22 protein-coding genes are annotated in these 25313 nt (G+C 65.3%); 10 read left to right on the top strand and 12 right to left on the bottom strand.

Translation table 11 applies throughout. From position 1 onward, the window contains the following. Position 1 precedes the first annotated feature (1 nt). Both ARADN35_RS0123510 and ARADN35_RS0123505 read left to right on the top strand, forming a co-directional pair. Positions 2–943, top strand: coding sequence for a 3-hydroxyacyl-CoA dehydrogenase NAD-binding domain-containing protein (locus ARADN35_RS0123510; RefSeq protein WP_035198592.1), 942 nt, complete (start codon positions 2–4; stop codon positions 941–943). A gap of 155 nt (positions 944–1098) precedes the next feature. After that, positions 1099–2898 (top strand): feruloyl-CoA synthase, encoded by a 1800-nt coding sequence (locus ARADN35_RS0123505; protein ID WP_010466534.1) that lies wholly within the window; start codon positions 1099–1101, stop codon positions 2896–2898. Between the two features lie 143 nt (positions 2899–3041). Here the strand turns inward: ARADN35_RS0123505 and ARADN35_RS0123500 are convergent, their stop codons facing one another. Both ARADN35_RS0123500 and ARADN35_RS28330 read right to left on the bottom strand, forming a co-directional pair. Further along, complete coding sequence (locus ARADN35_RS0123500) at positions 3042–3515, bottom strand: HU family DNA-binding protein (protein WP_010466532.1); 474 nt, start codon at positions 3513–3515, stop codon at positions 3042–3044. A 255-nt stretch (positions 3516–3770) separates the two neighbouring features. Next, positions 3771–3935: a hypothetical protein gene (locus ARADN35_RS28330; protein ID WP_010466530.1), complete on the bottom strand. Its 165-nt coding sequence runs from the start codon at positions 3933–3935 to the stop codon at positions 3771–3773. Positions 3936–4164: 229 nt separating this feature from the next. On the opposite strand from ARADN35_RS28330, the gene ARADN35_RS0123490 reads away from it, so the two are divergent. Both ARADN35_RS0123490 and ARADN35_RS0123485 read left to right on the top strand, forming a co-directional pair. Further along, on the top strand, positions 4165–5229 hold the full coding sequence (locus tag ARADN35_RS0123490; protein WP_010466528.1) for a M14 family zinc carboxypeptidase: 1065 nt from the start codon (positions 4165–4167) through the stop codon (positions 5227–5229). 15 nt (positions 5230–5244) lie between these two features. Beyond that, complete coding sequence (locus ARADN35_RS0123485; RefSeq protein WP_010466527.1) at positions 5245–6009, top strand: alpha/beta fold hydrolase; 765 nt, start codon at positions 5245–5247, stop codon at positions 6007–6009. 51 nt (positions 6010–6060) lie between these two features. Here ARADN35_RS0123485 and ARADN35_RS0123480 read toward each other — a convergent pair whose 3' ends face one another. The 3 genes from ARADN35_RS0123480 to ARADN35_RS0123470 form a co-directional block, all read right to left on the bottom strand. Beyond that, positions 6061–6705, bottom strand: coding sequence for an IPTL-CTERM sorting domain-containing protein (locus tag ARADN35_RS0123480; protein WP_010466525.1), 645 nt, complete (start codon positions 6703–6705; stop codon positions 6061–6063). Positions 6706–6853: 148 nt separating this feature from the next. Next, positions 6854–8197 carry an SPOR domain-containing protein gene (locus ARADN35_RS0123475; protein ID WP_010466523.1) on the bottom strand — a complete coding sequence of 448 codons (1344 nt, stop codon included), beginning with the start codon at positions 8195–8197 and terminating at the stop codon, positions 6854–6856. 223 nt (positions 8198–8420) lie between these two features. Next, a complete protein-coding gene (locus ARADN35_RS0123470; RefSeq protein ID WP_010466521.1) occupies positions 8421–9452 on the bottom strand; it encodes a YcjF family protein in 1032 nt (343 codons plus the stop codon). A 286-nt stretch (positions 9453–9738) separates the two neighbouring features. Between ARADN35_RS0123470 and ARADN35_RS0123465 the strand changes: the two genes are divergently transcribed. Beyond that, a complete protein-coding gene (locus tag ARADN35_RS0123465; protein WP_010466518.1) occupies positions 9739–11256 on the top strand; it encodes an AMP-binding protein in 1518 nt (505 codons plus the stop codon). Positions 11257–11316: 60 nt separating this feature from the next. Here ARADN35_RS0123465 and ARADN35_RS0123460 read toward each other — a convergent pair whose 3' ends face one another. Beyond that, positions 11317–11625, bottom strand: a complete 309-nt coding sequence (locus ARADN35_RS0123460; RefSeq protein ID WP_010466516.1) for a putative quinol monooxygenase — start codon at positions 11623–11625, stop codon at positions 11317–11319. 240 nt (positions 11626–11865) lie between these two features. Between ARADN35_RS0123460 and ARADN35_RS0123455 the strand changes: the two genes are divergently transcribed. Continuing rightward, a complete protein-coding gene (locus ARADN35_RS0123455) occupies positions 11866–12513 on the top strand; it encodes a DsbA family oxidoreductase (RefSeq protein ID WP_010466514.1) in 648 nt (215 codons plus the stop codon). A gap of 209 nt (positions 12514–12722) precedes the next feature. Here the strand turns inward: ARADN35_RS0123455 and ARADN35_RS0123450 are convergent, their stop codons facing one another. Next, on the bottom strand, positions 12723–13253 hold the full coding sequence (locus ARADN35_RS0123450; protein WP_010466513.1) for a PadR family transcriptional regulator: 531 nt from the start codon (positions 13251–13253) through the stop codon (positions 12723–12725). Between the two features lie 138 nt (positions 13254–13391). Between ARADN35_RS0123450 and ARADN35_RS0123445 the strand changes: the two genes are divergently transcribed. After that, entirely contained in the window at positions 13392–14363 is a 972-nt protein-coding gene (locus tag ARADN35_RS0123445) for an NAD(P)H-dependent flavin oxidoreductase (protein WP_010466511.1), read from the top strand. 40 nt (positions 14364–14403) lie between these two features. On the opposite strand, the gene ARADN35_RS0123440 is transcribed toward ARADN35_RS0123445, so the two are convergent. The 3 genes from ARADN35_RS0123440 to ARADN35_RS0123430 all read right to left on the bottom strand — a co-directional run bounded on the left by ARADN35_RS0123440 (position 14404) and on the right by ARADN35_RS0123430 (position 19783). Next, positions 14404–14853 carry a CreA family protein gene (locus tag ARADN35_RS0123440; RefSeq protein WP_085940322.1) on the bottom strand — a complete coding sequence of 150 codons (450 nt, stop codon included), beginning with the start codon at positions 14851–14853 and terminating at the stop codon, positions 14404–14406. A 68-nt stretch (positions 14854–14921) separates the two neighbouring features. Beyond that, the gene (gene cphA / locus ARADN35_RS0123435; RefSeq protein ID WP_010466507.1) at positions 14922–17501 is read right to left on the bottom strand and encodes a cyanophycin synthetase; all 2580 of its coding nucleotides are present in this window, start codon (positions 17499–17501) and stop codon (positions 14922–14924) included. A 77-nt stretch (positions 17502–17578) separates the two neighbouring features. Further along, positions 17579–19783: a cyanophycin synthetase gene (locus tag ARADN35_RS0123430; protein WP_010466505.1), complete on the bottom strand. Its 2205-nt coding sequence runs from the start codon at positions 19781–19783 to the stop codon at positions 17579–17581. 246 nt (positions 19784–20029) lie between these two features. Here ARADN35_RS0123430 and ARADN35_RS0123425 point away from each other — a divergent pair, with 246 nt between their 5' ends. The 3 genes from ARADN35_RS0123425 (at position 20030) to ARADN35_RS0123415 (ending at position 23764) form a co-directional block, all read left to right on the top strand. Continuing rightward, complete coding sequence (locus ARADN35_RS0123425) at positions 20030–22336, top strand: cyanophycin metabolism-associated ABC transporter (protein WP_029414344.1); 2307 nt, start codon at positions 20030–20032, stop codon at positions 22334–22336. A 23-nt stretch (positions 22337–22359) separates the two neighbouring features. After that, positions 22360–22854 (top strand): cyanophycin metabolism-associated DUF1854 family protein, encoded by a 495-nt coding sequence (locus ARADN35_RS0123420; protein ID WP_010466501.1) that lies wholly within the window; start codon positions 22360–22362, stop codon positions 22852–22854. Between the two features lie 478 nt (positions 22855–23332). Next, positions 23333–23764 (top strand): hypothetical protein, encoded by a 432-nt coding sequence (locus ARADN35_RS0123415; RefSeq protein ID WP_029414343.1) that lies wholly within the window; start codon positions 23333–23335, stop codon positions 23762–23764. Between the two features lie 88 nt (positions 23765–23852). Here the strand turns inward: ARADN35_RS0123415 and ARADN35_RS0123410 are convergent, their stop codons facing one another. Continuing rightward, positions 23853–24230, bottom strand: coding sequence for an EF-hand domain-containing protein (locus ARADN35_RS0123410; protein WP_010466496.1), 378 nt, complete (start codon positions 24228–24230; stop codon positions 23853–23855). A 146-nt stretch (positions 24231–24376) separates the two neighbouring features. Next, positions 24377–25309: a 5'-nucleotidase gene (locus tag ARADN35_RS0123405; protein ID WP_010466494.1), complete on the bottom strand. Its 933-nt coding sequence runs from the start codon at positions 25307–25309 to the stop codon at positions 24377–24379. Between the last annotated feature and the right edge of the window lie 4 nt (positions 25310–25313).

The raw sequence follows: 25313 nt of genomic DNA, 5'->3' as shown, positions 1-25313 counted from the left end.
CATGGTTTCTTCCGTGAAGCGCGTGGCGGTGGTCGCCACCGGCGTCATTGGCGCAAGCTGGGCCGCCTGCTTCCTTGCCCGGGGCCTGGACGTGGATGCCACCGATCCCGCACCAGGGGCCGAGAAACGCCTGCGCGATGCCGTGGCCCAGCACTGGCCGGCGCTGGAACGGCAGGGACTTGCGCCGGGTGCGAGCATGGCGAGGCTGCAGTTTCACCCCCGGCTGGAGGACGCCCTGGTGCAAGCCGATTTCGTGCAGGAAAACGGGCCCGAGCGGCTGGACTTCAAGGCGGATCTGCTGCGAAGGATGGACGATGCCGCCCCGCCGCAGGCCATCCTGGCTTCCAGTTCTTCGGGCCTGTCCATTACAGCCATACAAGCCCAATGCCAACACCCCGAGCGCGTGGTGCTGGGCCATCCGTTCAACCCCCCGCACATGATTCCGCTGGTGGAGGTGGGCGGGGGCGAAATGACATCGGCCCAGGCGATAGCCACCGCAATGGATTTCTACACAGCCATTGGCAAGCGCCCCATCCATGTTCGGCGCGAAATCAAAGGGCACATTGCCAACCGCCTGCAGGCTGCGCTGTGGCGGGAGGCGTTTCATCTGGTCAACGAAGGGGTTGCCAGTGTCACCGACATCGATACCGCCATTGCACACGGCCCGGGCCTGCGGTGGGCATTGATGGGGCCGTTCATGAACCTGCACCTGTCGGGCGGCGAAGGTGGCATCGCCCATTTGCTGGCACACCTGGGCGGCCCCATCGAAGACTGGTGGCAGGACCTGGGTGCTCCGCAGATGACGCCGGCGCTCCAGCGCCTTGTGGCGGATGGCGTAGCCCAGGAAATCGGTGAGAGAACCAGCGCGGAGCTGGCGGCTGCACGCGATACCTTGCTGGTGAACCTTCTGCGCGCCAAGCAGGACGCCTGCGTCCTGGACTGAATCCGCGATGCCACCGTGCGGTCCCGCCGCATGGGTTTTTCGACGTGGTGCACCCAGCGTTTTCGGCAGTGTTGCTGCGCACAGCCACGCCACTCGCCAGCGCCGTGTCGTCCATTTTTGTTGTTGCCCCAAGAACACGAGAGACCACCCACACCATGCACCCCGAATTTCTTGGCGATGAAAGCCAAATAGCACCGTCCGCCACGATGCTGGTCCACCAGGACGATGGCTCGTTCACACTGCGTTCTCCCGTGGCGCTGGGCGCCTATGCGCGCTGCATCGGCGAGTGGGTGGAGCGTTGGGCGCGAGAGACACCCGATGCGCTGGCGCTGGCGGAGCGTGCTGAGAATGCCGAGCACTGGCGCACCCTGACCTATGGTGAGTTGCGCCAGGCCATGGGCGCCGTCGCGCAGTCGCTGCTGGACCTGAAACTGCCTGTGGGCCGCCCCATCGCCATCCTTTCCGACAATGCGGTGGACCACGCGGTGCTCATGCTGGCGGCAATGCATGTCGGCATCACGCCCTGTTCGCTGTCGAGTGCCTATTCACGCTCCCGGGACCCGGGCCGCCTGCACAGCATGCTCGCGGTGCTGGAGCCTTCGTTGATCTACGCGTCGGACGCCTCGGTCTACGCGCCCGCCCTGGCGGGCTACGCATCCGATGCCTTGAAGGTCTTCAGCCGCCATGCCGAGATGGTGCCTGGTGCCTTGTCTTTTGCGCACCTGCGGACGGGCGTGGAAAGCCCGGCTGTGTTGCAGGCGTTCCAGGCCATCGATGCGGATGGCCATGCCAAGTACCTGCTGACTTCGGGCTCGACAGGCCGTCCCAAGGTGGTCATCAATACCCACCGCATGCTGTGCGCCAACCAGCAGATGATTGCCCAGGCTTGGCGGTTTCTGGCCCACGAAAAGCCCGTGTTGGTGGACTGGCTGCCCTGGAGCCACACCTTTGGTGGCAACCACAACCTCAACATGGTGCTGTGCCATGGGGGCACGCTCTACATCGATGAGGGACGGCCGGTGCCTGGGCTCATCGAGAAGACGGTGCGCAATCTGCGCGATGTGAAGCCGACGATGCTTTTCAACGTGCCGCGTGGTTTTGACATGCTGCTGCCGTTTCTGGAAGCGGATGCAGCGTTGGCTACCGAGGTCCTTTCACGCATGCGCCTGGCGTTCTACGCGGCGGCTGCGCTGGCCCCTTCCACCTGGCAGCGACTTGAAGCCGTGGCAGCACGCGTGCGACCCGCGCTGCCGCTGTGGCTGACCACGTCCTGGGGTTCCACGGAAACATCACCCGCAGTGACCAGCGCGCACTGGCGCATGGAGGGCGCGGGCTGTATTGGCGCACCTTTGCCCGGGCTGGAGCTCAAGCTGGTGCCCAATGGCAGCAAGCTCGAAATGCGGGTGAAAGGCGTGTCGGTATTTCCGGGCTATCGCAATGCGCCCGCCGAGACTGCAGCAGCGTTCGACAGCCAGGGCTTCTACCGCATCGGCGATGCGGGCTATCTGGTGGACCCCGCGCGGCCGGAGCGTGGCGTGGTCTTCAACGGCAGGGTGGCCGAGGACTTCAAGCTTTCCAGCGGGAGCTGGGTGTCGGTAGGTACCTTGCGGGTGGAGCTCGTGTCCGAGCTGGCGCCGCTGGTGCAGGACATCGTGCTCACCGGCCACAACCGGGACGAAGTGGGCATGCTGGTGTTTCCTTCAGCCACAGGCGCAGCGGACCCTGCGAGGCTGGAACAAGCCCTGCGCGCTGTGATCCAGGTTCGCCGCAGTGCCGGCGCAGGTTCATCGCAGTGCCCCACGCGTGCGCTGGTGATGGCGGCGCCGCCCGACCCAGAGGCTGGAGAAATCACCGACAAGGGCTATATCAACCAGGGGGCGGTGCTTTCGCGCCGGGCTGCAGAGGTGGAACTGCTGCATGCCGGCCCTGCTGCCCCCAACGTGATCACCGTCTGATGGGGTGCGGTGGCGGCGCCTTCTGCGGCTTGACCTATCCACCCCTCCAAAAAAAAGGGACCCACTGCCTTGGGCAACGGGTCCTCTTTGCGGGGGAAAGGTGATGGAGCATCACCTTATCACGTCCGTCGCAACGGCTGCAATCAGACCGTGGCGTCCTTGAGCTTCTTCAGCGCGCGGGTCTTGATCTTGACAGCTGCAGGCTTGGCAGGGAACCAGCGCTCTTCACCGGTGAAGGGGTCTTTGCCGAAGCGCTTCTTCTTGGCGGGGATTTGCTGCAGGCCGATTTTCATGAGGCCGGGCAGCGTGAACTCGCCAGAGCCCTTCTTGTGCACCGAACCCAGGATGGTGGCTTCCAGTGCGGCCAGCACGGCCTTGGTGGCCTTGGGTTCCACACCAGCCTGCTCGGCCAGGTGGGCGATCAGCGTGGTCTTGTTGAACGCGGTCTTGATCGGCTTGATGCCCACGGCGACGGGCTTGGCCGCTGGCGCGGCAGCCTTCTTCGCTGCGGGGGCGGCTACCTTCTTGGCGGCAGGTGCCGCCTTCTTTGCGACAGCAGGTGCTGCCGCCTTGACGGCCTTCTTTGCGGGCGCTGGAGTCTTCTTTGCAGTTGCCATGATGGTGGTTCTTCTTTATTCAGAGTTGCAATATGCCTCCCCCCAATGAAGGGAAGGTGCGCAATTTTAGGTGCGTCTGCGGCATACCGTGCAAAAACGAAGACCCGCCAGCGTCAGAGGCTTCTGATGGGGCTGTAGAAAGACGCCGCCAATGAGGGGCCGCGCGCAGCCGGTGTCTGCTGAAGGCCGTGTGTGCTGCGTGCGATCACGCGCTCGCATGCGCGCATGCACGCATGCGTCCGTGTTGCTGCTGCATCAGCGGTGTGCAGGGGTCTGGTGGCGTTGGCGCCACTGGTGGTAGCGCTGCCGCTGCAACGCCAGCAACTCCACCAGACCCCAGGCCAGTGCACAGCCCAGGGTGCCGCACAGCAGGGCGATACGGTGCACCTCAGTCCTGCGCTGCAGCTGTTGCGTCTTCATACTGGGCCCATCCGTCGGTGCTGGGTAAATCGAAGCTGGGCCAGCCCGGAGCATCGAAGAGTTCATCCAGCAGCCGCTGCAGTCCGAGCAATCTCCAGAGCATGATCGTGTGCCTCTTCGAAGGGTTGTGTCTGCGGCCAAGGTAACGTGGTCATGTGACAGTTTCGAGTCGTTTCGCCGAATTCACACAGAGGCGTGACGGCGCTGTTGGTGCGTGCGTGCCGGGGATATGCTCGTTGTCCATCGCCTTGCTGCGCGGCCCCGTGCCGCCATCGCCATCACCATGAACAACCTGCCCGAGCTGCTGGCGCTCGAAAAAATCATCGAGCTGGGGGCGCCCCATCTGCAGGTGCAAGTGGTTCGGCAGGTGCCGCTGGCGTCAGGCCACTGCTTTCCGATCCATGCCATTGGCCTGGGCAACCCGTCGCTGGACGTGCCCGCAATCGGTTTCTTCGGGGGCGTGCACGGGCTGGAGCGCATCGGCGCCGAGGTGGTCATCGCTTACTTGCAGAACGTGGTCATGCGCCTGCAGTGGGATACCACGCTGCACCGCCAGCTGGAGCAGATGCGCCTGGTCTTCATGCCGGTGGTCAATCCGGGTGGCATGTGGGCCGCCACACGTGCCAATCCGCGTGGGGTGGACCTCATGCGCAATGCGCCGGTCGATGCCACCGACCGGGTACCGCCTTGGATCGGTGGGCAGCGGGTGAGCGCCGGGCTGCCTTGGTACCGGGGGCGCGCTGGCGATGCCATGGAGGCGGAAAGCCAGGCGCTGTGCGAGGTGGTGGCGCAGGAGCTGCTGGCGCGGCCGTTCAGCATCGCCATCGACTGCCATTCAGGGTTTGGCGCCCGGGACCGCCTGTGGTTTCCGTTTGCCCACACGCGCAAGCCCATCGCGCACCTGGCCGAACTGCATGCACTGCAGGAGATCTTTCTGCAGGCCCACAGCCACCACCAGTACATCATCGAGCCGCAAAGCGCCCAGTACCTGGCGCACGGCGACCTGTGGGACTACCTGTACCTGCAGGCCTGCCGCGAGGCGCCCGCGCACACTTTCCTGCCGCTCACGCTGGAGATGGGGTCCTGGCTGTGGATCAAGAAAAACCCGCGCCAGCTGTTTTCGCGCAACGGCATCTTCAACCCGCTCATCAACCACCGGCAGCAGCGGGTGCTGCGGCGCCATCTGTCGCTGCTCGATTTTCTGGCCCGCGCGGCCTGCAGCCACGAGCGCTGGGTGCCGCTTCCGGAAACGCGCGCCTACCACCGGGCGCAGGCGTTGGCCGCCTGGTACTGATGGAGGCCGAGCACCATGCACCCATGGATTCTGCTCAGGGGCCTCACGCGCGAGGCAGCGCACTGGGGGGCGTTTGCCGAAGCGTTCGAGCGCGCTCTGCCGGGTGCCCGCGTCGTGGCGCAGGACCTGCCAGGCAATGGCCTGCTGCACCGGGCGGTTTCGCCCGTTACGGTGCGGGGCATGGTGGAGCGCTGCCGCGCCGAGCTGGCTGAGCGGGGCTTGCGGCCACCGTTTAGTGTGCTGGCCATGTCGCTGGGTGCCATGGTGGCGACCGAGTGGGCACGGGTGGCGCCTGAAGAACTGGCGGGGTGTGTGTTGATCAACACCAGCTTGCGCCCGTTCAGCCCCTTTTACCACCGTCTGCGGCCGCGCAACTACACCGCTTTGCTGCGTCTTGCATTCGGAATCAAGCGTGAAGAACAGGCGGAGCAAGAGGTCTTACGCCTGACCAGCAACTGTGTGTTGCGTCGACAACAAGTGGTGCCGGACTGGGCAGAGATACGTAGGCAGCGCCCGGTGTCGGCTGCCAACACATTGCGCCAGCTGGGCGCAGCGGCCTGCTACCGCGCTCCAGAGAAGGCCCCCTTGGCAAACATGCTGCTGCTGGCAAGTCGCGAGGATGGGCTGGTGCATGGCCAGTGCTCGCAGGCCATTGCAAACGCCTGGCAGGTGCCCGTGGAGTTCCATCCTTGGGCCGGGCACGACCTGCCGCTGGACGATCCCCGCTGGGTGATTGAAAAGGTGCGGGACTGGACGGCTGCAGATCCCAGGAGTTTATGAAGACAAATTTGCGCGCCCCCTCATCGCCAAGAAGGCCGCGCAATCAATCCATCAAGCCTGGCGAAAGCTGCGCAGCCTCCAACCAGCAATGCCTACCAAGGCCGCCAGAACAACCAGCGCCCAAGGGTTGTTCACGGGAATTGCAGACGCTGCGGCGTTGACCGTTCCATCCAGCGAATACGCTACCGGGCCGCAGTTCACCCCGGGTGCATTGGCCACGCCAGAAAGAACCATGGTCATGGCGGTGCTCGCCGGGACCGAGAAGGTTTGGTCAAAGGCCTGCGAAGAGCCGAAGGACCACTGATACCCGCTACAGATGCTGGATGGGTTGAAGGCGCCGACGTGGAACGTTACAAACACGCCTGTGTCGCAGGTTTGGGGATCGACGATGGCGCGCAAGGAACCGCTGCCATCGGTCTGGAAGGGAACCGTCGTGTATTGAAAGTTACCCGAACTGAACGTGGAACAAGCATCGCCAGGCGTACCCGAGCGGAAAAAACGGGGCGACATGGTGGATTCAGCGCCTGTCAGGGACAAGGAGCCCGCACTGACGGCCGCCGCGACCATAGGGCTCGGCATGGACACGCCTCCACCGGATGCGATACCCCCCACATCGTTGACTTGTGCGCTAGCCACCATGATTGGTGCCAAAACCCCCACGGCCAACACTTTGGAAAGCGAATTCGCGAAAGACATACCTGACCCTTTATTTGGACTGTGTAAATAACTTTTGCTTACACATGGTATGGGGTTCTCCTCAAATGCAATAGGAAATTTTTACCAACTCGGCGCGGTCAGCGTGCGATGTGGTGCTGCTATGCCAGAACGGCTGGAGGTACCCAGCTCATTGCTTGAAAACTACAGCTTCCAGCGCCATCGCCCGGATCGACTCGGCCGCTGCATCGGCCTGGGCCCGGCTGTCGTAAGGCCCCACGCGCACGCGGATGCGCCGGCCCTTGGTGTTGTTCAGCTCCTGGCGGAAGGCGGGCAGCCCTTCGTTGAGCAGCCGTGCCTGGGCCTTGCGGGCGTTGGCTTCGTCGGCAAAGAGCCCCACGTTGATGTAGTAGCCCGCTGCCGTGCCCACGGTGGGCAGGGCGGCGGAGGCGGCTGGCGCAGCGGCCGATGCGGGGGTTTTGGCCGTTTTGGCCTTGGGTGTGGAGGCCGCGCGGCTGGCGGGCTCAGCGGGGGGCGTTGCCTTTGCTGCGGGCTTGGGTGCCGCTGTGGCGGGCGCTGAGGTGGGTGTTTTGGAAACCGTGGGGGCTGCGGAAGCTGCAGGCGGTGCGGGAGCGTTGGGCTCGGAGGGCAACGCCTGTGTGCTGGCTTGCGCGGGGGCTTTTAGTGCTTTGGTGACCGGGGCCGCAGGCTGGGTGGTGGAGGGGGTCACCGGTGCAGACGCGGCCAGGGCGGGCGGCGCCACTGCGGCAGCGGCGGCAGGGGCCGAGGCCGCGGTGGAGGGAGCGGCTGGGGTCGGGGTCGCTTCCGCAGATACCGGTACGGGTGCAGGCGTGGTGGCAGGCGTTGGCGTTGGCGCAGATGCCGCCGGGCTGGGCCGGGATGCGGCCGTCGCTGTGGCTTGGGCCACGGTCACGGCGGGTTCCAGGGCCAGGGGCTGGGTGCCTGAAGGGGCCCAGACCAGGTACGCCAGTGCGGCTGCGGCCACCAGCACCAGATTGGCCAGCACCAGCCCCTGCAACCGCTTGCGCGAGCTGGCCTGCTTCTCCAGCAGCACACAGGCCTCGGGCAACGTGCGGGAGGCGGCCAGCGCGCGGGCCACACGCTTGCGGATGTCGGCATACAGGATGGCGTTGCCATACAGGCCCGGCACCGCAAAGGCCAGCATTGCAAAGGCGCCCAGCACGCCCAGTTCCACGCCCGGCGGCCATTGCAGGAACGTCCGCCCAATGCCGTACACGATCAGCGCGAGCCCCTCGGCGGCCGCCAGGTAGACCAGCGCGGGAGTCCACAGCTGCCGGAACAGCATCCAGTTGAGGGTGGCCAGGCAGGCTGCCCAGTTCCAGGTGGTGGTGGTGCGGCCCGTGTTGTCAAAGCGCTCGAAGACGGCCATGTAGTAGGCCGTGTTCACGGGCCCCAGTGCCAGCCGGGACAGCGCCGTCATGGCGTTGTCAGACGGTGAGTCGAGCGACATGGCCGGGATGATGGAGGCGACAGGATCCGTGTGGTCGAGCATGGGCCGATTCTGTCATGGGCCGATGTTTGCGCCACCTGGTTTGCGCACGGGCACAGCGCGGGCGCAACGCCTCCACACCCCGTGGGTGCACCGCCCGAGCCAGCCCACACCCCGTCAACACGATGTAGACCGTCGAATATTGATAAAAATGGCCTTTGGCGCTTATCTGGCAAGCGCTAAATGCTATTAAAAATATAGCGTTTACTGAAGATGCGGTGGTACGTCAGGCCCCGCGCACCATGGCCATGATCTTGCCAGCGTCCAGCATGGCGGCCTTCTGCTGGATCTGCGGCAGGTACTGCGACTGCATCTGTTTGGCGGGGCCGAGCAGGCTTTGGAAGGTATCGCGCAGCATGGCCGTGCTCATCACCCGGCCGCCAGCGTAGTAGCGCTTGGCCACCTGGCCCAGCGCATAGGTGGTGGCAAACGAAAACGCCATGCCCGTGGCCGCGCCGCCCAGTCCACCGAGGGTCCGGCCCGCCACCTTGCCCAGCAGGCCGCCCAGCAGCTTGCGGCCAAACTGCTCCAGGTACTGCGACGTCATGCCCACGCCCGCAGCGGCGATGAACTCCTTGATGTGGCCCTGGTCCAGCTCCACGCCGTGCGCCTTGCCGATGCCGTAGACCATCTTCACCTGCATCGGGATGATGGCCATCGATGCCCAGGACTGCGGCAGCAGCTCCAGTGCACCGTTGAGAAGCGCGTAGTTCAGGATGGACTTGTCGAGCTCGGCGTCGCCGGGGCCGGTGGGTGCGGGCCCGGCAGCCGGCACGGGGGCGGATGCGGGCGACGGCGCCGATGCAGCGGCATAGGCCGCAGCGCTCGTGGCCGCGCCTGCCACGCCCCAAGGCACGGCAGAGGGTGATGCCGTCTCGGCCACGTCGACCAACGCGTCAGCCTCCTGGTCAAAGGCTGCGGTCTGTTGTGCACCCAGCTGCAGTGCGGTCTTGAGCGTGGCCAGGAACTGCGCCTCTGCAGGCGTCTGCCGGCCATCCACGTCACACACGCACACGGCCATCTCGTAGGCCAGCTGGCGGTGCATGGGCTCGTTCAAGGCCTGCGCGGCCGCCTGCACGCTGGTGCGCTGGAGCAGCACGTCCTGGTAAATGCGCGGGAGGTCTGCCATGCCTGCATCGCCCGCGAGCGACTGGGCAATGCGGCGGATCTCTTCGCGCTCGGCGTCGTCCTTGTTGCCGTCTGCAAATGCGGCCAGGAGGGCGATGGTGAGGATGGATTTTTGCTGGTCCAGGTTCATGGGGTGTTGCCTGCGAAGGCGTTGGGTGAAAACGGTGGGGCGCTCGCCTGGGTGGGCCGGTCGCGGCGCATGAGGATCAGATGCAGTCTAGGCAACCGCGTTTCAACGCCACAGCTTGTGGGGAATTGGCCGCGCGTGGTAACCAGGTGCTTCTTGGCCGGGGCGGGGTTTTCCCTTGGGTATTTGGGCGACTGTGCGCAAGCGCCCCGTGTGCCTACAGTGCCAGCATGTCTCCCCGGCCGTGGAGATTGGTGACCCTGAAAACTTCTGTTGTGGAGTGCACTCGATGAACATCGCCCACCTGCTGCGCCGCAGCGCTTTGCTGCATGCCCACCAGCCCGCTGTGCTGCAGGGGGGCGACGTGCTGTGGTCCTACCGCGACCTGGGCGCTCGCGCCGCCGCCCTGGCGGGCTATCTGCGCGCGCAATGTGGCGTGGCCCCCGGCGACCGCGTGGCCATCTATGCCGCCAATGCGCCCGAATATCTGGGAGCCCTGCACGCCATTGTGTGGGCCGGGGCGGTGTCGGTGCCCGTCAATTACAAGCTGCATGCCAAGGAGCTGGCCTACGTGCTGGCGGACTCTGGCGCGCGCGTGGTGTTGGCATCACAGGCCCTGGCATCTGCCGCGCAGGAGGCGGGGGCGATGGACGCCGGTTTGCTGGTCTTCGGCTCCGACGCATACCGCGCCGCAGTGGTACACGCACCCATGGAAGTCTGTGACCGCGCACCCGAGGATGTCGCCTCGCTGTTCTACACATCGGGCACCACCGGCCGCCCCAAAGGCGTGATGCAGACCCACCGCAACCTGCTGGCCATGACGGCCTGCTACTTCACCGACGTGGACGACGTGCTGCCCGGCGACGCCATGGTCTACGCCGCGCCTATGTCGCACGGCGCGGGCCTTTATAACTACGCACAGGTGCTGCGCGGCGGGCGGCACGTGGTGCCGGTGTCGGGCGGCTTCGAGCCTGCGGAGCTGGTGCAGCTTGCGGCATCGGTGGGCCAGCTCACACTGTTTGCTGCGCCCACCATGGTGCACCGGCTGGTGGAGCACGTGCAGGCCACCAGCGCAGATGTGACCGGCTTCAAAACCATCGTCTACGGCGGCGGCCCCATGTATGCCGACGACCTGCGCAACGCCATGGCCGTGATGGGCAACGATCGCTTCGTGCAGATTTACGGCCAGGGCGAAAGCCCCATGACGATCACGGCGCTGTCACGCGCGCATCTGGCCGACACCGCCCATCCCCGCTGGGCCGACCGCATGGCCTCGGTCGGCGTGGCGCAGTCGCTGGTGGAGGTGCGCGTGGTCGACGCCCAAGGCCAGAGCGTACCCACCGGCGAGACCGGCGAGGTGGTGGTGCGCGGCGATACCGTCATGCCCGGCTACTGGAACAGCCCCGCCGCCACGGCGCAGACGCTGCGTAACGGCTGGCTGTACACGGGTGACACGGGCAGCCTGGATACCGACGGCTTCCTCACGCTCAAGGACCGCTCCAAGGACGTGATCATCTCGGGCGGCTCCAACATCTACCCGCGCGAGGTCGAAGAGGTGCTGCTGCTTCACCCCCAGGTACACGAGGTCGCCGTGGTGGGGCTGCGCGATGCGGAATGGGGCGAGGTGGTGATTGCCTTTCTCGTCGCTGGCGGGGGCCCGCCTATCGCGGATACGGTGCTGGACGCCCTGTGCCTGGAGCACATCGCGCGCTTCAAGCGGCCCAAGGTGTACCGTTGGGTGGAGGCGCTGCCAAAGAACAGTTATGGGAAGGTGTTGAAGACAGAGCTGCGGGAGTGGTTGCGCTAAGGCGCGTCCGTGTCAACAGGTGCCCGCCCGCGTGGCGAGTGGACGCCCCGCTGGAAGCTGTCAGGCCACTTTGGACCAGATGGGCGTCAGTGCCGTGACCTGAGGAGGACCGGCCAGCAAAGGCTCAACGTCTTTCAGGTACGCGGCGTAGATGCTCGTTTTCAGAAATTCCTGGGAGGCTTCAACGCTTGAATACTGCTGGAATGCGCAGATGGAATCCGGGTCGGCATTGTCAAAGCAGTAGAAGTAGGCCGTATGGCCTGGGTTGGACGCAATGGCCGGTGCCATGTGCTTTTCCCAGATTTTTCGGACCTCCTCGCGTTTTCCAGGCAGCGTCTTGTGCTTGATGATGAGTGCAAATGCGGTCATTGCGATCCTTTTGGCGATGGTGAATCAAAGGGCCTAGCTCAGTGCATACCGCCATGCACTATATCCCCCGCCTGTACACGGAGCACAGGGAGGAAGATCGACGTACGGCCCGCCGATTTGGGCATGGGGTGGACCGTCGCGTCGGGCTGGCAACCACTCTGTGGCACCCTAGTAAACCCGGCGACTGCACGGGTATGGCTCCACGCCTACGATGCCGCATCTTTCCTCACTGGAACCCGCATGACCACGACCCTCAAGATCGATTTCGTCTCCGATGTCTCCTGCCCTTGGTGCATCATCGGCCTTAAGGCGCTGGAGCAGGCGGCCGACCGGCTGAAGGGCGAGGTTGCACTGGATCTGCACTTTCAGCCCTTCGAGCTGAACCCGCAGATGGCGCCAGAAGGCCAGGACATTGGTGAGCATCTGCATGAAAAATACGGCGCGACGCCCGAGCAGAGCCAGAAGAACCGCGAGGCCATCGCTGCACGCGGCGCGGAACTGGGCTTTACCTTCAGCATGGACAAGCGCAGCCGCATCTATAACACCTTTGATGCGCACCGGCTGCTGCACTGGGCTGAAGAAAAGGGCGTGCAGCCCGCGCTGAAGAAGGCGCTGTTCAAGGCCTATTTCACCGACGGCCAGAACCCCAGCGACCACGAGGTGCTGGTGCGTGTGGCCGAGGAGGTGGGGCTTGACGCTGGTGAGGCGCGTGCGCTGCTGGCGTCCGACCGCTACGCCGACGAGGTACGTGAACGCGAGCAGCTATATCTGCAAAACGGCATTCACTCGGTGCCCGCCATCATCATCAACGAGCGCCACCTGATCCAGGGCGGCCAGCCGGTGGAGGTGTTCGAGCAGGCCCTGCGGCAGATTGCAGCGCAGGGCTGACCCGTCTTGGGGATGGAGTTTGCTATTAATTGGATAGCTGTAAACGTTCTACGTAAAAGCGCTAATGGCCGATTTGACTAGGAAATTGCAGCTGAGGCGCTAGTTTTTTACAGGTCTTGCGGGTGCTGCGTGGCGGAATGCCAGCCGCTTCCCACAGCTTCGCGGTGCAATGGCCCTGGCTGACTCTGCGGGCCACGAAGCTGAAGGCCTCATTCCAGCGCCTGCAGCAGCGTCTGCGCCCACTCGATTTCGCAAACTTCAAAGCGGATGCCGCGTTGGAGGATGGCTCGCTGGATGCGGTCCCGGCGGCTCAGGCCCTCCAGTTCGGGGAAGTCACGCTGCTCAATGGCCTGGTATTCGGCCAGGCGGGCCTGGTGCAGCGCCATATAGGCCTGGGCCTCGGGCCGCAGGTCCAGCTCTTCCATCACGGCGGCTGCGCGGACCTTGAGCGTGAAGGCATCGCGTGGCAACAGGTGTTCAGCGGGCTCGGCCGTCCAGCGGGCGAGTTCGCCCCGACCCGCGGGCAAGACCTGGTAAACCCGTTTGCGCGTGCGGCCCGCGTCGTCCGCTGCCTGGCCTTCGATCCAGCCTGCGGCTTCCATCCTGCCCAGTTCGCGGTAGATCTGCTGGTGGGTGGCGTGCCAGAAGTAACCTATGGAGCGCTCAAAGCGCCGTGCCAGCTCGAACCCGGAGGAGGGTTTTTCCAGCAAGGAAATCAACAGGGCGTGGCTCATCGACATGGCCGGCAGTCTAGCTTGTGAAAAATCAATGCAACCAGTTGCATTGATGGGTTGGGTGGCATATATTTATGCAACTGGTTGCATTGTTTGGGCAGCCATCTGTCGCCGTTGTCCTGCCATCCCCCCACTGGAGCCACCATGTCATTGCCCGCCTCGCGCCTGCCAGCCCCGCTCAACCGCCTGCCGTTTCCGGTGATCGCCTCGCCGCTGTTCATCATCAGCACGCCCCAGCTGGTGATCGCCCAGTGCAAGGCGGGTGTGGTGGGCTCCATGCCGGGGCTCAATGCCCGGCCTGCCTCGCTGCTCGATGAGTGGCTGGCCGAAATCACCGAAGCGCTGGAGGCCCACAATCGGACGCACCCCGACAAGCCCGCCGCGCCTTTTGCCATCAACCAGATCGTGCACAAAAGCAATGAGCGGCTGGAGCACGATATGGCACTGTGCGTGAAGTACAAGGTGCCCATCATCATCACGTCGCTCGGGGCCCGCGAAGACATCAATGCCGCCGCGCACAGCTATGGTGGCGTGGTGCTGCACGACGTGATCAACAACAGTTTTGCGCGCAAGGCGGTGGACAAGGGGGCCGACGGGCTGATTGCCGTGGCGACTGGCGCAGGTGGGCATGCGGGGGTCAAGAGCCCGTTTGCGCTGATCCAAGAAATCCGCCAGTGGTTTGACGGCCCTCTCGCGCTTTCGGGTGCGATTGCAACCGGTGGCGGCATCCTGGCTGCCCAGTCCATGGGGGCAGACTTTGCCTACATCGGCTCGGCTTTCATCGCCACCGAAGAGGCTCGTGCCGTGGAGGGCTACAAGCAGGCCATCGTGAACTCCAGCTCAGACGATATCGTCTACAGCAACCTGTTCACCGGGGTGCACGGCAACTACCTGCGGCCGTCCATCGTGGCCGCGGGGCTGGATCCTGAAAACCTGCCCACCAGCGACCCCAGCAAGATGAACTTTGGCGGGGGCGCCGCCAAGGCCTGGAAGGACATCTGGGGCTGCGGCCAGGGCATCGGCGCCATCAACGCCATTCGGTCCACCAGTGACTATGTCGACCAATTGAAGCGGGAATACAACCAGGCCCGCAGGTCGCTGCTCGAGGTGGCCTGAACCGGCCAGCACACAGGCCAGGGCGGTTCGGCCCCGGCGGTTACTTGCGCAGCGGTATCACCGTGGCCCGGTCCACTGGCACGGCGGTCACACTGTTCTGGGGTGATCCGTCGATGAGCTTTTCGGAGTAGGTGAGGTAGACCAGCGTGTTGCGGGCCGGGTCCACCATGCGCACGATGCGCAGGCGTTTGAACAGGATGGACATGCGTTCGCTGAACACTTCTTCCTGCTTTTTGAGCGGTTCGGGGAAGCTGATCGGCCCCACTTGACGGCAGGCGATGGAGGCTTCGGCGCGGTCTTCGGCCAGGCCCAAGGTGCCTTTGATGCCGCCGGTGCGTGCGCGGGAGACGTAGCAGGTCACGCCCAGCACCGCCGGGTCGTCATAGGCCTCCACGATGATGTCGTGGTCGCGACCTAGCCACTGGAAGGCCGTGTCCACCGTGCCGACTTTTTCGCCCGATGCCGCCTGGGCCAGTCCGGCACCGCCCATCACCCCAGCGATGGCGATCAGCACGGCCGTTGCAAAGCGCGCGCCCTTGCCGGGCACTGCAGGCTTTGTCATGCGGCGGCTCCGGCTTCGCTGCAGCGCTGGGCCAGGTGGGCCAGCGCTTCTTCCACCTGGTCCACCAGCACCAGGCACAGGTCACCGGGCTGCAGGCGCGCCAGGGCCGCATCGATGGCAATGAACTCGCCCCGGATTTCTTCGACGTGCGTGGTGCGCGATGCGCCCGCCAGGCCCTCGCGCAGCAGGGCCATCACTTCACCATCCGCGCGGCCGCGCTGGGCGGCATCCTGGTACAGGATCACGTCGTCGAACGCGGCACCCAGGATCACAGTCTGGTCGCGGATGTCCTCGTCGCGCCGGTCGCCGGCGCCGCTGATCACCACGCTGCGGCGGTTGGCTGGCAGCGCTTCGACAGCGCCGACCAGCGCGCGCATGGCGTCGGGGTTGTGGCCGTAGTCGGCGATAACGGTGGCGCCGCGGTAGTCCATGATGTTGAAGCGGCCGGGGGCGTTGTCGCTGTCGTTCACAAAGCCCGACAGGCCGCGGCGGATGGTCTGCCAGGGCATGCCCACGCCCCAGGCGGCGGCGACGGAGGCCATGACGTTTTCGACCTGAAAACCGATCTTGCCGTTGCGCGTGATGGGCACGTCGCGCAGGTGGATGGTCTCGCGCCACGATCCTTCCGAGGCCACGATGGAGTCGCCATCGACGTACACGGTGCGGTGGCCTTGTGCGCGGTGCGTGGCCATCACGGGGTGGTGGCGGTCGCTGGCAAAGAAGATGATCTTGCCGGGGCAGGCAGGCGCCATCGCGGCGACGATGGGGTCGGCCGCGTTGAGCACGCCGTAGCCTGTGGTGGCCACGTTCTGCACGATCACGCGCTTCAGGACGGCCAGGTCTTCCACCGTGGTGATGTAGTTCAGGCCCAGGTGGTCGCCCGCGCCGATGTTGGTGACCACGGCCACTTGGCAGCGGTCGAAGCCCAGGCCTTCGCGCAGGATGCCGCCGCGGGCGGTCTCGAACACGGCTGCGTCCACTTCGGGGTGCAGCAGCACGTTGCGGGCGCTCTTGGGGCCGCTGCAGTCGCCGCTGTCGATCTGGCGGCCGTTCACGTACACGCCGTCGGTGTTGGTCATGCCCACGCGCAGGCCCTGGGCGGTGAACAAATGGGCGATGAGGCGGGCGGTGGTGGTCTTGCCGTTGGTGCCGGTGACGGCCACGGTGGGGATGCGGCCGTCGTCGCCATGGGCATACAGCTTGTCGACCATGGCCTGGCCCACGTTGCGGGGCTTGCCGTAGCTGGGCGCCAGGTGCATGCGCAAGCCGGGGGCGGCGTTCACTTCGACAAAGCCGCCGCCTTGCTCTTCCAGCGGGCGCAGCACGGTCTCGGCGACCATGTCCACGCCGCAGATGTGCAGGCCCACCATCTGGGCGGCGGCCACGGCGCGTGCAGCCACTTCAGGGTGCACGTCGTCGGTCACGTCGGTGGCGGTGCCGCCGGTGGAGAGGTTGGCGTTGTTGCGCAGGATGACGCGCTGGCCCTTGGCGGGGACGGAGTCGGGTTTCAGATCTTGCATGGCAAGACGGGCCACAGCGATGTCATCGAGGCGGATCTTGGTGAGCGATGTAGCGTGGCCTTCGCCCCGGCGTGGGTCCAGATTGACCTGGTCCACGAGTTCGCGCACCGTGTGTTGGCCGTCGCCCAGCACCTGGGGCGGTTCGCGGCGTGCGGCGGCCACGAGCTGGTCGCCGACGACCAGCAGACGGAAATCATGGCCGGGCAAAAAGCGCTCGACCATCACGGTGCCGTGTTCGGCGGCGGTGCGGAAGGCTTCTTCCAGCTGTGCGCGGTCGGTGATGTTGACCGTCACGCCCTTGCCCTGGTTGCCGTCCTGGGGCTTCACGACCACCGGCAAGCCGACTTTGAGCGCCACTTCCCAGGCTTCGTCCACGGTCTCGACGGGTTTGCCCAGCGGCACCGGCACGCCGGCAGCGTGCAGCAGGCGTTTGGTCAGGTCCTTGTCCTGGCCGATGGATTCGGCCACGGCGCTGGTCGAGTCGACCTCGGCGGCCTGGATGCGGCGCTGCTTGGAGCCCCAGCCGAACTGCACCAGGCTGCCGCGCGTGAGGCGGCGGTACGGAATGCCGCGTGCCACCGCCGCGTCCACGATGGAGCCGGTGCTCGGGCCCAGGCGCTCGTCTTCGTCGAGTTCGCGCAACTCTGCAATGACCGCATCGGCGTCAAAAGTCCCGGTGCCCTGTGCAGCTTCGACGAGCTGCTGTGCGTATTCAAAGGCCTTGCGGCCCACGGCTTCCTCGCTGTATTCGACGACCACCTGGTACACGCCTGCGTCGGTGGTGGCGGTGGTGCGCGCAAAGGTCACCGGGCAGCCGGCCTGCGCCTGCAGAGCCAGCGCAGCAGCCTGGAGCACATGGGCCAGCGAAATTTCGCCGCCGCCGCTTTCAGGGTGCAGGGCACCGATGGCGGGGAACAGCGCCCGCAGCCGGGTTTCGAATCCGGGCATCTGGCCCACGGCGCGCTCGGCTTCCGAGCAGGCCACCACGGCTTCAATGGCCATGTGGCGGCTCCAGAGATTGGGGCCACGCAGGGCCCGGGTGCGGGATACATCCATGGGGGTCTCTTTCAGTAATCGATCGGGGCTCGCGGGCCGCGTTCCAGTCGAAGTCTTGCGTTGCTTGGCGGGATGGATCAGGAGGGCAATCCGGCCGGGGCGGGCAGGTCGGGTTCGAAGGTCTTGATGCCCGCGCCGATGAGGTCGGGGGCAATGTCCAATGCCCAGGCGGCGCCGATGGCAGCCAGCAGCGCGTCGGTGTCGGGCGCCACGGCATTGCGGCCAAAGGTCAGGTCCGCCAGCGAGCCCAGCACATGTTCGGCACTGCCGGTGGCCAGCACTACGCGCCCGTTCTTCACGACCACGGCGCGGCCGTTGTCCTTGGCGCGGTGTTCCACGATCACGGGCTGGGTTGCGTCCTGGGCATACAGCACGACGGCGCCATCCGACAGCGGGGCCAGATCGGCCACCTGCGGGATTGCGGCATTCAGCACGGCCGCGCCTTCGGCCAGCACCACGTCCACCTGGGTGCGCATCACCTTGGTCATCTGGTCCTGCTCATGCACATCGAACTCGGCCAGCGTTTCCACACCGTCCATGTCCGTGACCACACCCACCTGGCAGCGGTCGTAGGCCAGGCCGTCGCGCAGGATGGTGCGCGCATTGCTTTCGATCACGGCGGCCTGCACCATCTTGTTCATGAGCAAGCGGTGTGCGGCTTCCCAGTGGGCGCAATCGGTCGATTCGACGCAGCGGCGGTCCAGGAAAAGCCCTTCGCGGCAGGCCAGGCCCGTGTGGTGTCCACTCAGGTGCAGCAGCCAGGCCACTACGCGGGCGATGGTGGAGGTGCCGCGCGTGCCGGCCACGCCCACCAGGGGGATGCGGCCTGCCTGGCCTGCGTCGTCTTCCGATGGGAACAGGTGTTCTGCAATGGCCTGACCCACCGGGCGCGGCGCGCCCACGGCGGGCTTGAGGTGCATCAGTAGGCCTGGGCCTGCATTGACTTCGACAATCGCACCGCCCTGGGCCAGCAGCGGCTTGGAGATATCGAGTGCCACCATGTCGATGCCTGCAATATCAAGGCCCACCACCTTGGCGGCCAAGGCGGCGATGTAGGCGACCTCGGGGTGCACGTCGTCCGTGCAATCCACCGCCACGTTCCCGTTGCGCTGCACCACGATGTTCCGGCCCGCTGCTGGCACGGAATCGGCATCAAGCTCCTGGCGCTTGAGTTCCAGCTGCACGGTCACATTGGTCTTGATGTCGATGATTTCGAGCGGGTACTCTTCTTCGTAGCCGCGGCGCGGGTCGGAGTTGAGCTGGGTGTCGATCAGTTCCTTGACGGTCGACCGGCCATTGCCGGTGATGCTCACCACCTCGCCCCGCGCGGCTGCAACCACTTTGCCGCCCACCACCAGCAGGCGATGCTCGTCGCCGGGGATGAAGCGCTCGACCATCACGTCGCTGCCCTCGGGGTAAGCCACGTGGTAGGCGGCTTCGATGTCTTCCTTCTTGCGCAGGTCCAGGGTCACGCCCCGGCCGTGGTTGCCGTCCGAGGGCTTGACCACCACGGGCAGACCGACGTCCTGTGCGGCCTCCCAGGCTTCCTCAGGGCTGTTGACCACCTGGCCTTCGGGGATCGGGACGCCACACGACTTGAGCAGGCCCTTGGTCAGGTCCTTGTCGCTGGCAATGCCTTCGGCGATGGCGCTGGTGAATTCGGTCTCCGCCGTCCAGATGCGGCGCTGGCTGGCGCCGTAGCCCAGCTGCACCAGGTTGCCATCATTCAGGCGGATGTGGGGGATGCCACGGTCGGTGGCGGCTGTCACGATGCAGGCGGTGCTGGGGCCGAGGTACTGGTCGTCCACTTCGGTGCGCACGCGGGCCACGGCGGCCTGCACGTCGAAGGGCTCGTCGTTGATGGCCGCCATGATGAGCGCATGGCCCTGGGCGAGCGCCACGCGCGCCACACTCTCGTCGCGGGCACGGAACACCATGCGGTAGACGCCGCGCTGGCTGGTGCTGCGCGTCTGCCCGAAACCGGTGGGCATGCCCGCCAGGTTGAGCAGCTCGATCACGATGTGCTCCAGCACATGGCCACACCAGGTGCCTTCCTGCAGCCGCTGCAGGAAACCGCCGCGCTCGCCCACGCCGCAGTGGTGTTCGATCAGCGCGGGCAGCCAGGCGGTGAGCCGGTCGTTGAAACCCGGAAGGGTGTTGGAGGGGTGGTCCTCCAGCTCTCCCAGGTCCAGCCAGACTTCCAGTACAGGCCGATAGGTCCAGATATTGGGACCGCGCAGGTAGTTGATGCGAAGCAGTTGGATGTCGTTGAGTTTCGCCATGGATTGCAGCGGGTGTGGTTGTCCGGCCGGGTAAGGGCTATGCGGGAGAGGAAGAAACTGTGAAAGGAAACTTTTGTGGACGAGGATTGTGCTCCAGTCCGGGGGCTGCGCGCAGTGTCAGCCAAATGAGCGCCAGAGGCGTTAAATGAGGATGCCGTCGCACAGTGGCATGCAGTATCGGGGAGAATTCGCGCTTTCGCGAGATCGGTCACCGCAGGCAGCCGGGGGCGAAAATACCAACCAAAAATGCAACATCACCATTCTGTGGACGCCTCGGGTGTCTTTTCTGGCCCTCTGGGGGGCGATTTGCGGGCCATGCTCGCCTCCAAAGAGAACGTACTGGCAGCGCTTCAGGTTGACCTGAGCACCGCACTGCGTTTTGCGACAGGCTGGGTGGTGGTGACGTCTGAGCGCCTGCTGGCCTGCGATCCGGGCACCACGGTCTGGCACAGCTGGCCTCTGGGCGACGGCCTGGCGCTCAAGCTCCAGGACCATGGCGGTGTGGGCTCACTGGAGTTGCACGGCCCGCAGGCCCGGTTGGCCCTGTGGCGCTTTACCCTGGCGCACCATGCCCAGGCACTGCGCCTGCTGCAGCGCTTCGAGCAGCAAAGCGCCCGGGGTGACAACGGCGCCGAGGACGAGGCTGACGAACCCGCCTGCCCCACCTGCCATACCCCCCTGCCGCCTGATACCGATGAATGCCCGGCCTGTGCCCGTGCCCAGCCGCCACAGACCTCCACCTGGGTGCTGCTGCGCCTGTGGCGCTTTGCCCGGCCCTACCGCAAGCAATTGGCGGCCGGTTTTGCACTGACCCTGGCCTCCACGGCGGCCACGCTGGTGCCACCCTACCTCACCATCCCGCTGATGGACGACATCCTGATCCCGTTCCAGAACGGCAAGCAGATCGAGCCTGGCCTGGTGCTGCTGTACCTCAGTGGCCTGCTGGCGTCGGCCCTGGCGGCCTGGGGCCTCTCCTGGGCGCGCACCTACATCCTGGCGCTGGTGTCCGAGCGCATCGGAGCCGACCTGCGCACCACCACCTACGAGCACCTGCTGCGCCTGTCGCTCGACTATTTCGGCGGCAAGCGCACGGGCGACCTCATGGCGCGCATCGGCTCGGAGACGGACCGCATCAACGTTTTCCTTTCGTTGCATGCCCTGGATTTCGTGACCGACGTGCTCATGATCATGATGACGGCGGCCATCCTGTTCTCCATCAACCCCTGGCTGGCGCTGGTGACCCTGGTGCCGCTGCCCTTCATCGCCTGGATGATCCACACTGTGCGCGACCGCCTGCGCACCGGCTTCGAGAAGATCGACCGCGTCTGGTCCGAGGTGACCAACGTGCTGGCCGACACCATCCCCGGCATCCGCGTGGTCAAGGCCTTCGCCCAGGAAAAGCGCGAGGCCCAGCGCTTTCGCGATGCCAACCAGCACAACCTGGAAGTGAACGACAAGCTCAACAAGACCTGGTCGCTGTTCACCCCCACGGTGTCGCTGCTCACCGAAATCGGCCTGCTCGTGGTCTGGGGCTTCGGCATCTGGCTGGTGTCGCGCAACCAGATCACGGTGGGTGTGCTCACCGCCTTCATCGCCTACATCGGGCGTTTCTACAGCCGGCTTGACTCCATGAGCCGCATCGTCTCGGTCACGCAGAAGGCGGCCGCAGGTGCCAAGCGCATCTTCGACATCCTGGACCACGTGAGCAACGTGCCGGATCCGGCCCAGCCGGTGAAGGTGGACAAGGTGCAGGGCGCGATCACCATGCAGGGCGTGGGTTTCCGCTATGGCAGCCGTGCGGTCATCAAGGGGCTGGACCTGGATATCCGCCCCGGCGAGATGATTGGCCTGGTGGGCCACAGCGGCTCCGGCAAGAGCACGCTGGTCAACCTGATCAGCCGCTTCTACGACGTGAGTGATGGCTCGATCCAGGTGGATGGCATCGACATCCGCCGCTTTGCGGTGGCCGACTACCGCCGCCACATCGGCCTGGTGCTGCAGGAGCCCTTCCTGTTCTTCGGCACCATTGCCGAGAACATCGCCTACGGCAAGCCCGAAGCCACGCGCGAAGAGATCGTGGCGGCAGCCCGCGCCGCCCACGCGCACGAATTCATCCTGCGCCTGCCCCATGGCTACGACTCGTTGGTGGGTGAACGTGGCCAGGGGCTGTCGGGCGGCGAACGCCAGCGCATCAGCATCGCCCGTGCGCTGCTGATCGACCCGCGCATCCTGATCCTGGACGAAGCCACCTCCGCCGTGGATACCGAAACAGAAAAGGAAATCCAGAAGGCCCTGGACAACCTGGTGCAGGGTCGCACCACCATTGCCATTGCCCACCGCCTGTCCACCCTGCGCAAGGCCGACCGGTTGGTAGTGATGGACCGGGGCGAGGTGGTGGAAGTGGGTCCCCACGACGAACTCATGGAAAAGCAGGGTGCCTACTGGCGGCTGTACGAAGCCCAGGCCCGCCGGGCCGAAGAAGACGCGCAGGCCGCAGGCGTCATCATCGACAGCGGCTTGCTGCACCCCGCCCACCCGGCTGGCAATCCGTGACAACCGCATTGCTGGAAACTGCCATGAACTCCACTTCCTCGCTTTTGCAATCGCTGCCCGCATTCACGCTGGCGCGCAATCCCCACGGCCGGCTGGTCCTGACGCTCGACGGCACAGCCCACGAAGGGGTCACGCCCGTGCGGGCTTTTCCCATCGCCGCGCCAGCCGATGGGCTCTCGCTGATCGGCTCCGACGGCCATGAACTGCTGTGGATTGACCGGTTGGACCAGCTGGAAACCACTGCACGCCAGCTGATCGAGGAAGAGCTGGAAGTGCGAGAGTTTGTGCCCACTATCGAAAAAATCATTGCAGTGTCGAGTTTCTCGACCCCCAGCACTTGGCAGGTGGAGACTGACCGTGGGCCCGCCAGCCTCGTCCTCAAGGCCGAAGAGGACATCCGCCGCCTGGGCGGGCGCACCCGGCTGCTGATCGCCGGGGGCGACGGCGTGCAGTTCCGTGTCAAGGACACCACGGCCCTGGACCGGCATTCGCGCCGGCTGCTGGAACGCTTCCTCTGAGAGGCTGAGAGCCTTGTATCCATGCCGGCCTTGCACGCCAAAAAGCCCCGGCTCGTCGTTGCAAATGCTCGCCATAGCCCGAGCTATGGCTGTGCTTTGCGCCTAGATCCGAGGCGTTTTCGCGCGCCTTTCGGGCTCGGCTAAAAAACTCTCCGCCTCTGAGCCGCTGGCCCGGCGCGGGCCTTCCCCTGAGGTTTCATCAACAGGTGCCACCGTGGTGCCAGGCCACGCCGCGCCCGCTTCACTGGCGGTCCAGCTGTTTCGAGCCAAGTGTCAGTGACAGGCAGGGGGCGGGGTGGGTGTCTGTCTATTGCGCCGGCGCTCGCCAGGGCGTGACAAAGACTAGGGAAAACCCTAAATTTCGGCCAATCGGTGAAAAAGACCTAAATTTCCCCTTCTTTTTGCCGTAATGAATTACGAAGAAGGCGAAAAAGCCTCTGAACTCCGAGCACATCTATCAACCATTGGGGCCACTGCCATGCAAATGCCACCTGTCGACCGATCGCCGAGTTGGCGTCCTCAGGGCGCTGATTTGTATTCCACTGGCGCCTCTGGCGCGCCGCCGGTGCGGCCCATCAATGCATCCAACCCCGTCGAATCCATGGACCGGCTGGGGGAGGGCGCCATCGTGCGCGAGCCCGACAAGCCCTCCGCGCCCGACGTGGCAAACCGGGACTGGACCGAGGTCAAGAAAAAGGACACCGTCGAGGAGCCGCCAGAGCCGCCCAAGGAGCCCATCTACAAACAACTGCTGGAGCTGATCCAGTCGATGTGGCGGGCCAGCGGCAGTGCGGTGGAGGTGGCGCAAGACATCAACAAGATGACCCTGCAGGAGCGCATGGCCCAGCAGGTCAAGAATGAGCCGCTGACCTACTCGGACCCCAAGATCAAGCGCACAGGCGGTTTGTGAAGGGCGTGCTACTGAAATAATAGCTATTGGCGCAATTCAGATAAGCGCTGAGGCCAAATTTCATCCATTTTTTGCGGCATTTCCGGCGTCAAGGCCGGGGCGATGAGGCGGGAGCCGTTGCCTGGGCCGCCCGCTGGTGCTCCCGCTCCGCGCGGTACTTGGCGGCAAAGGTCCGCACTTCCTCGTACGACACATAGCCATCCTTGTCCGTGTCTGCATCGTCGAACGCGGCGGCCAGACGGGGAAAGAGCTTGACCTCGGTGCGGCTGAGCTTTCCATCCCCATTGAAGTCCAGCATCTTGAATTCGCGCATGGCCTTGATCTCTCCCTTGCTCAGGGCCGCCTGTGACTCTGCCGGGGCGCTGACGGCAGGTGGTACCGGCGCAGCGGCAGGAGGTGTGGCCAGTGCGGCGCTGCCCAAGGCTGCCGCCATGGCGCTCACCGCCAGGGAAAATCTGATGCGCAAAACAGGCTCCTTTGTGGACTGGCGACGATGTTGGCACAGTTGAGCGTGCGCGGGCGGAATGCAACCCAAGCTTTGCACCTTTCACCCGGTGTTGCAGGGGTTTGCAGAACTTTTCGCAGAAACGCAGGCCCGCGTTCGGCGCCGGTTTACCCGCCTGCAGGGCGCAGGGGGTTGGAGATGCCACTGTTCACATGCCCAGCAGGGACATGGCGGGCCGCCGAGGTCACATGGCCCGTCTGGTCGTCGAAGAAAAAGTCGGGTTCGAACTCGCGCAGGAATTCGCCCTTGGGCAAGCCGCCCAGGAACATGGCTTCATCCACGTCGATGTTCCAGTCCATCAGCGTGCGGATCGCGCGTTCGTGCGCGGGGGCGCTGCGCGCCGTGACCAGGGCCGTGCGGATGCGCATGCCGGTGGTGCCCCCGGCCTCACCGGCGGATTGCAGCCGGTGCAGCGCCGCCAGCAGGGGCTTGAACGGGCCATCGGGCAGGGGCAGGGCGGCCTTGTCGGTCTCGTGCTGCTGGAAGGCGGCCAGACCTTCGGCCTGGTACACCCGCTCGGCCTCGTCGGAGAACAGCACGGCGTCGCCGTCAAAGGCAATGCGCACTTCCTGCGGGTTCGCGTCGCCGGCCCGCACCGATTCGGTGATCACCCGCGCGGCGGGGTAGCCCAGGTGCAGTGCCTCGCGCACATCGGCCTCGTTGGCCGACAGGAACAGGTGTGCGCCCAGGGGACGCAGATAGCGAAAAGGGTCGCGCCCCTGGGTGAACACGCCGCGCTGGATGGTCGGTAGCCCATGGGCGTTGCAGGAGCGGAACACGCGCATGCCACTGACCGGGTCATTGCGCGAGAGCAGCACCACCTCCACCCGCTGGTGCTCCGAGGTGTTGAAGGCGAGCAGCTTGCGCACCAGCGAGAACGCCACGCCAGGTGCGGCGGGCACGTCGAGGCGCTGGCGCTGCAGATCCACATAGGCTCGGTCATCGCTCTCGTGCTCGAAGACGCGGTTTTCTTCCTCGAAGTTGAACAGCGCCCGCGAAGAGATCGCCACCACCAGCTTGTCGTCCAGGGTCACGGCCATAGAG

The sequence above is a fragment of the Acidovorax radicis N35 genome, from assembly GCF_000204195.1.
In the GTDB taxonomy this organism is placed as follows: domain Bacteria; phylum Pseudomonadota; class Gammaproteobacteria; order Burkholderiales; family Burkholderiaceae_C; genus Acidovorax; species Acidovorax radicis.
This window is presented reverse-complemented; position numbering and strand designations above follow the sequence as displayed.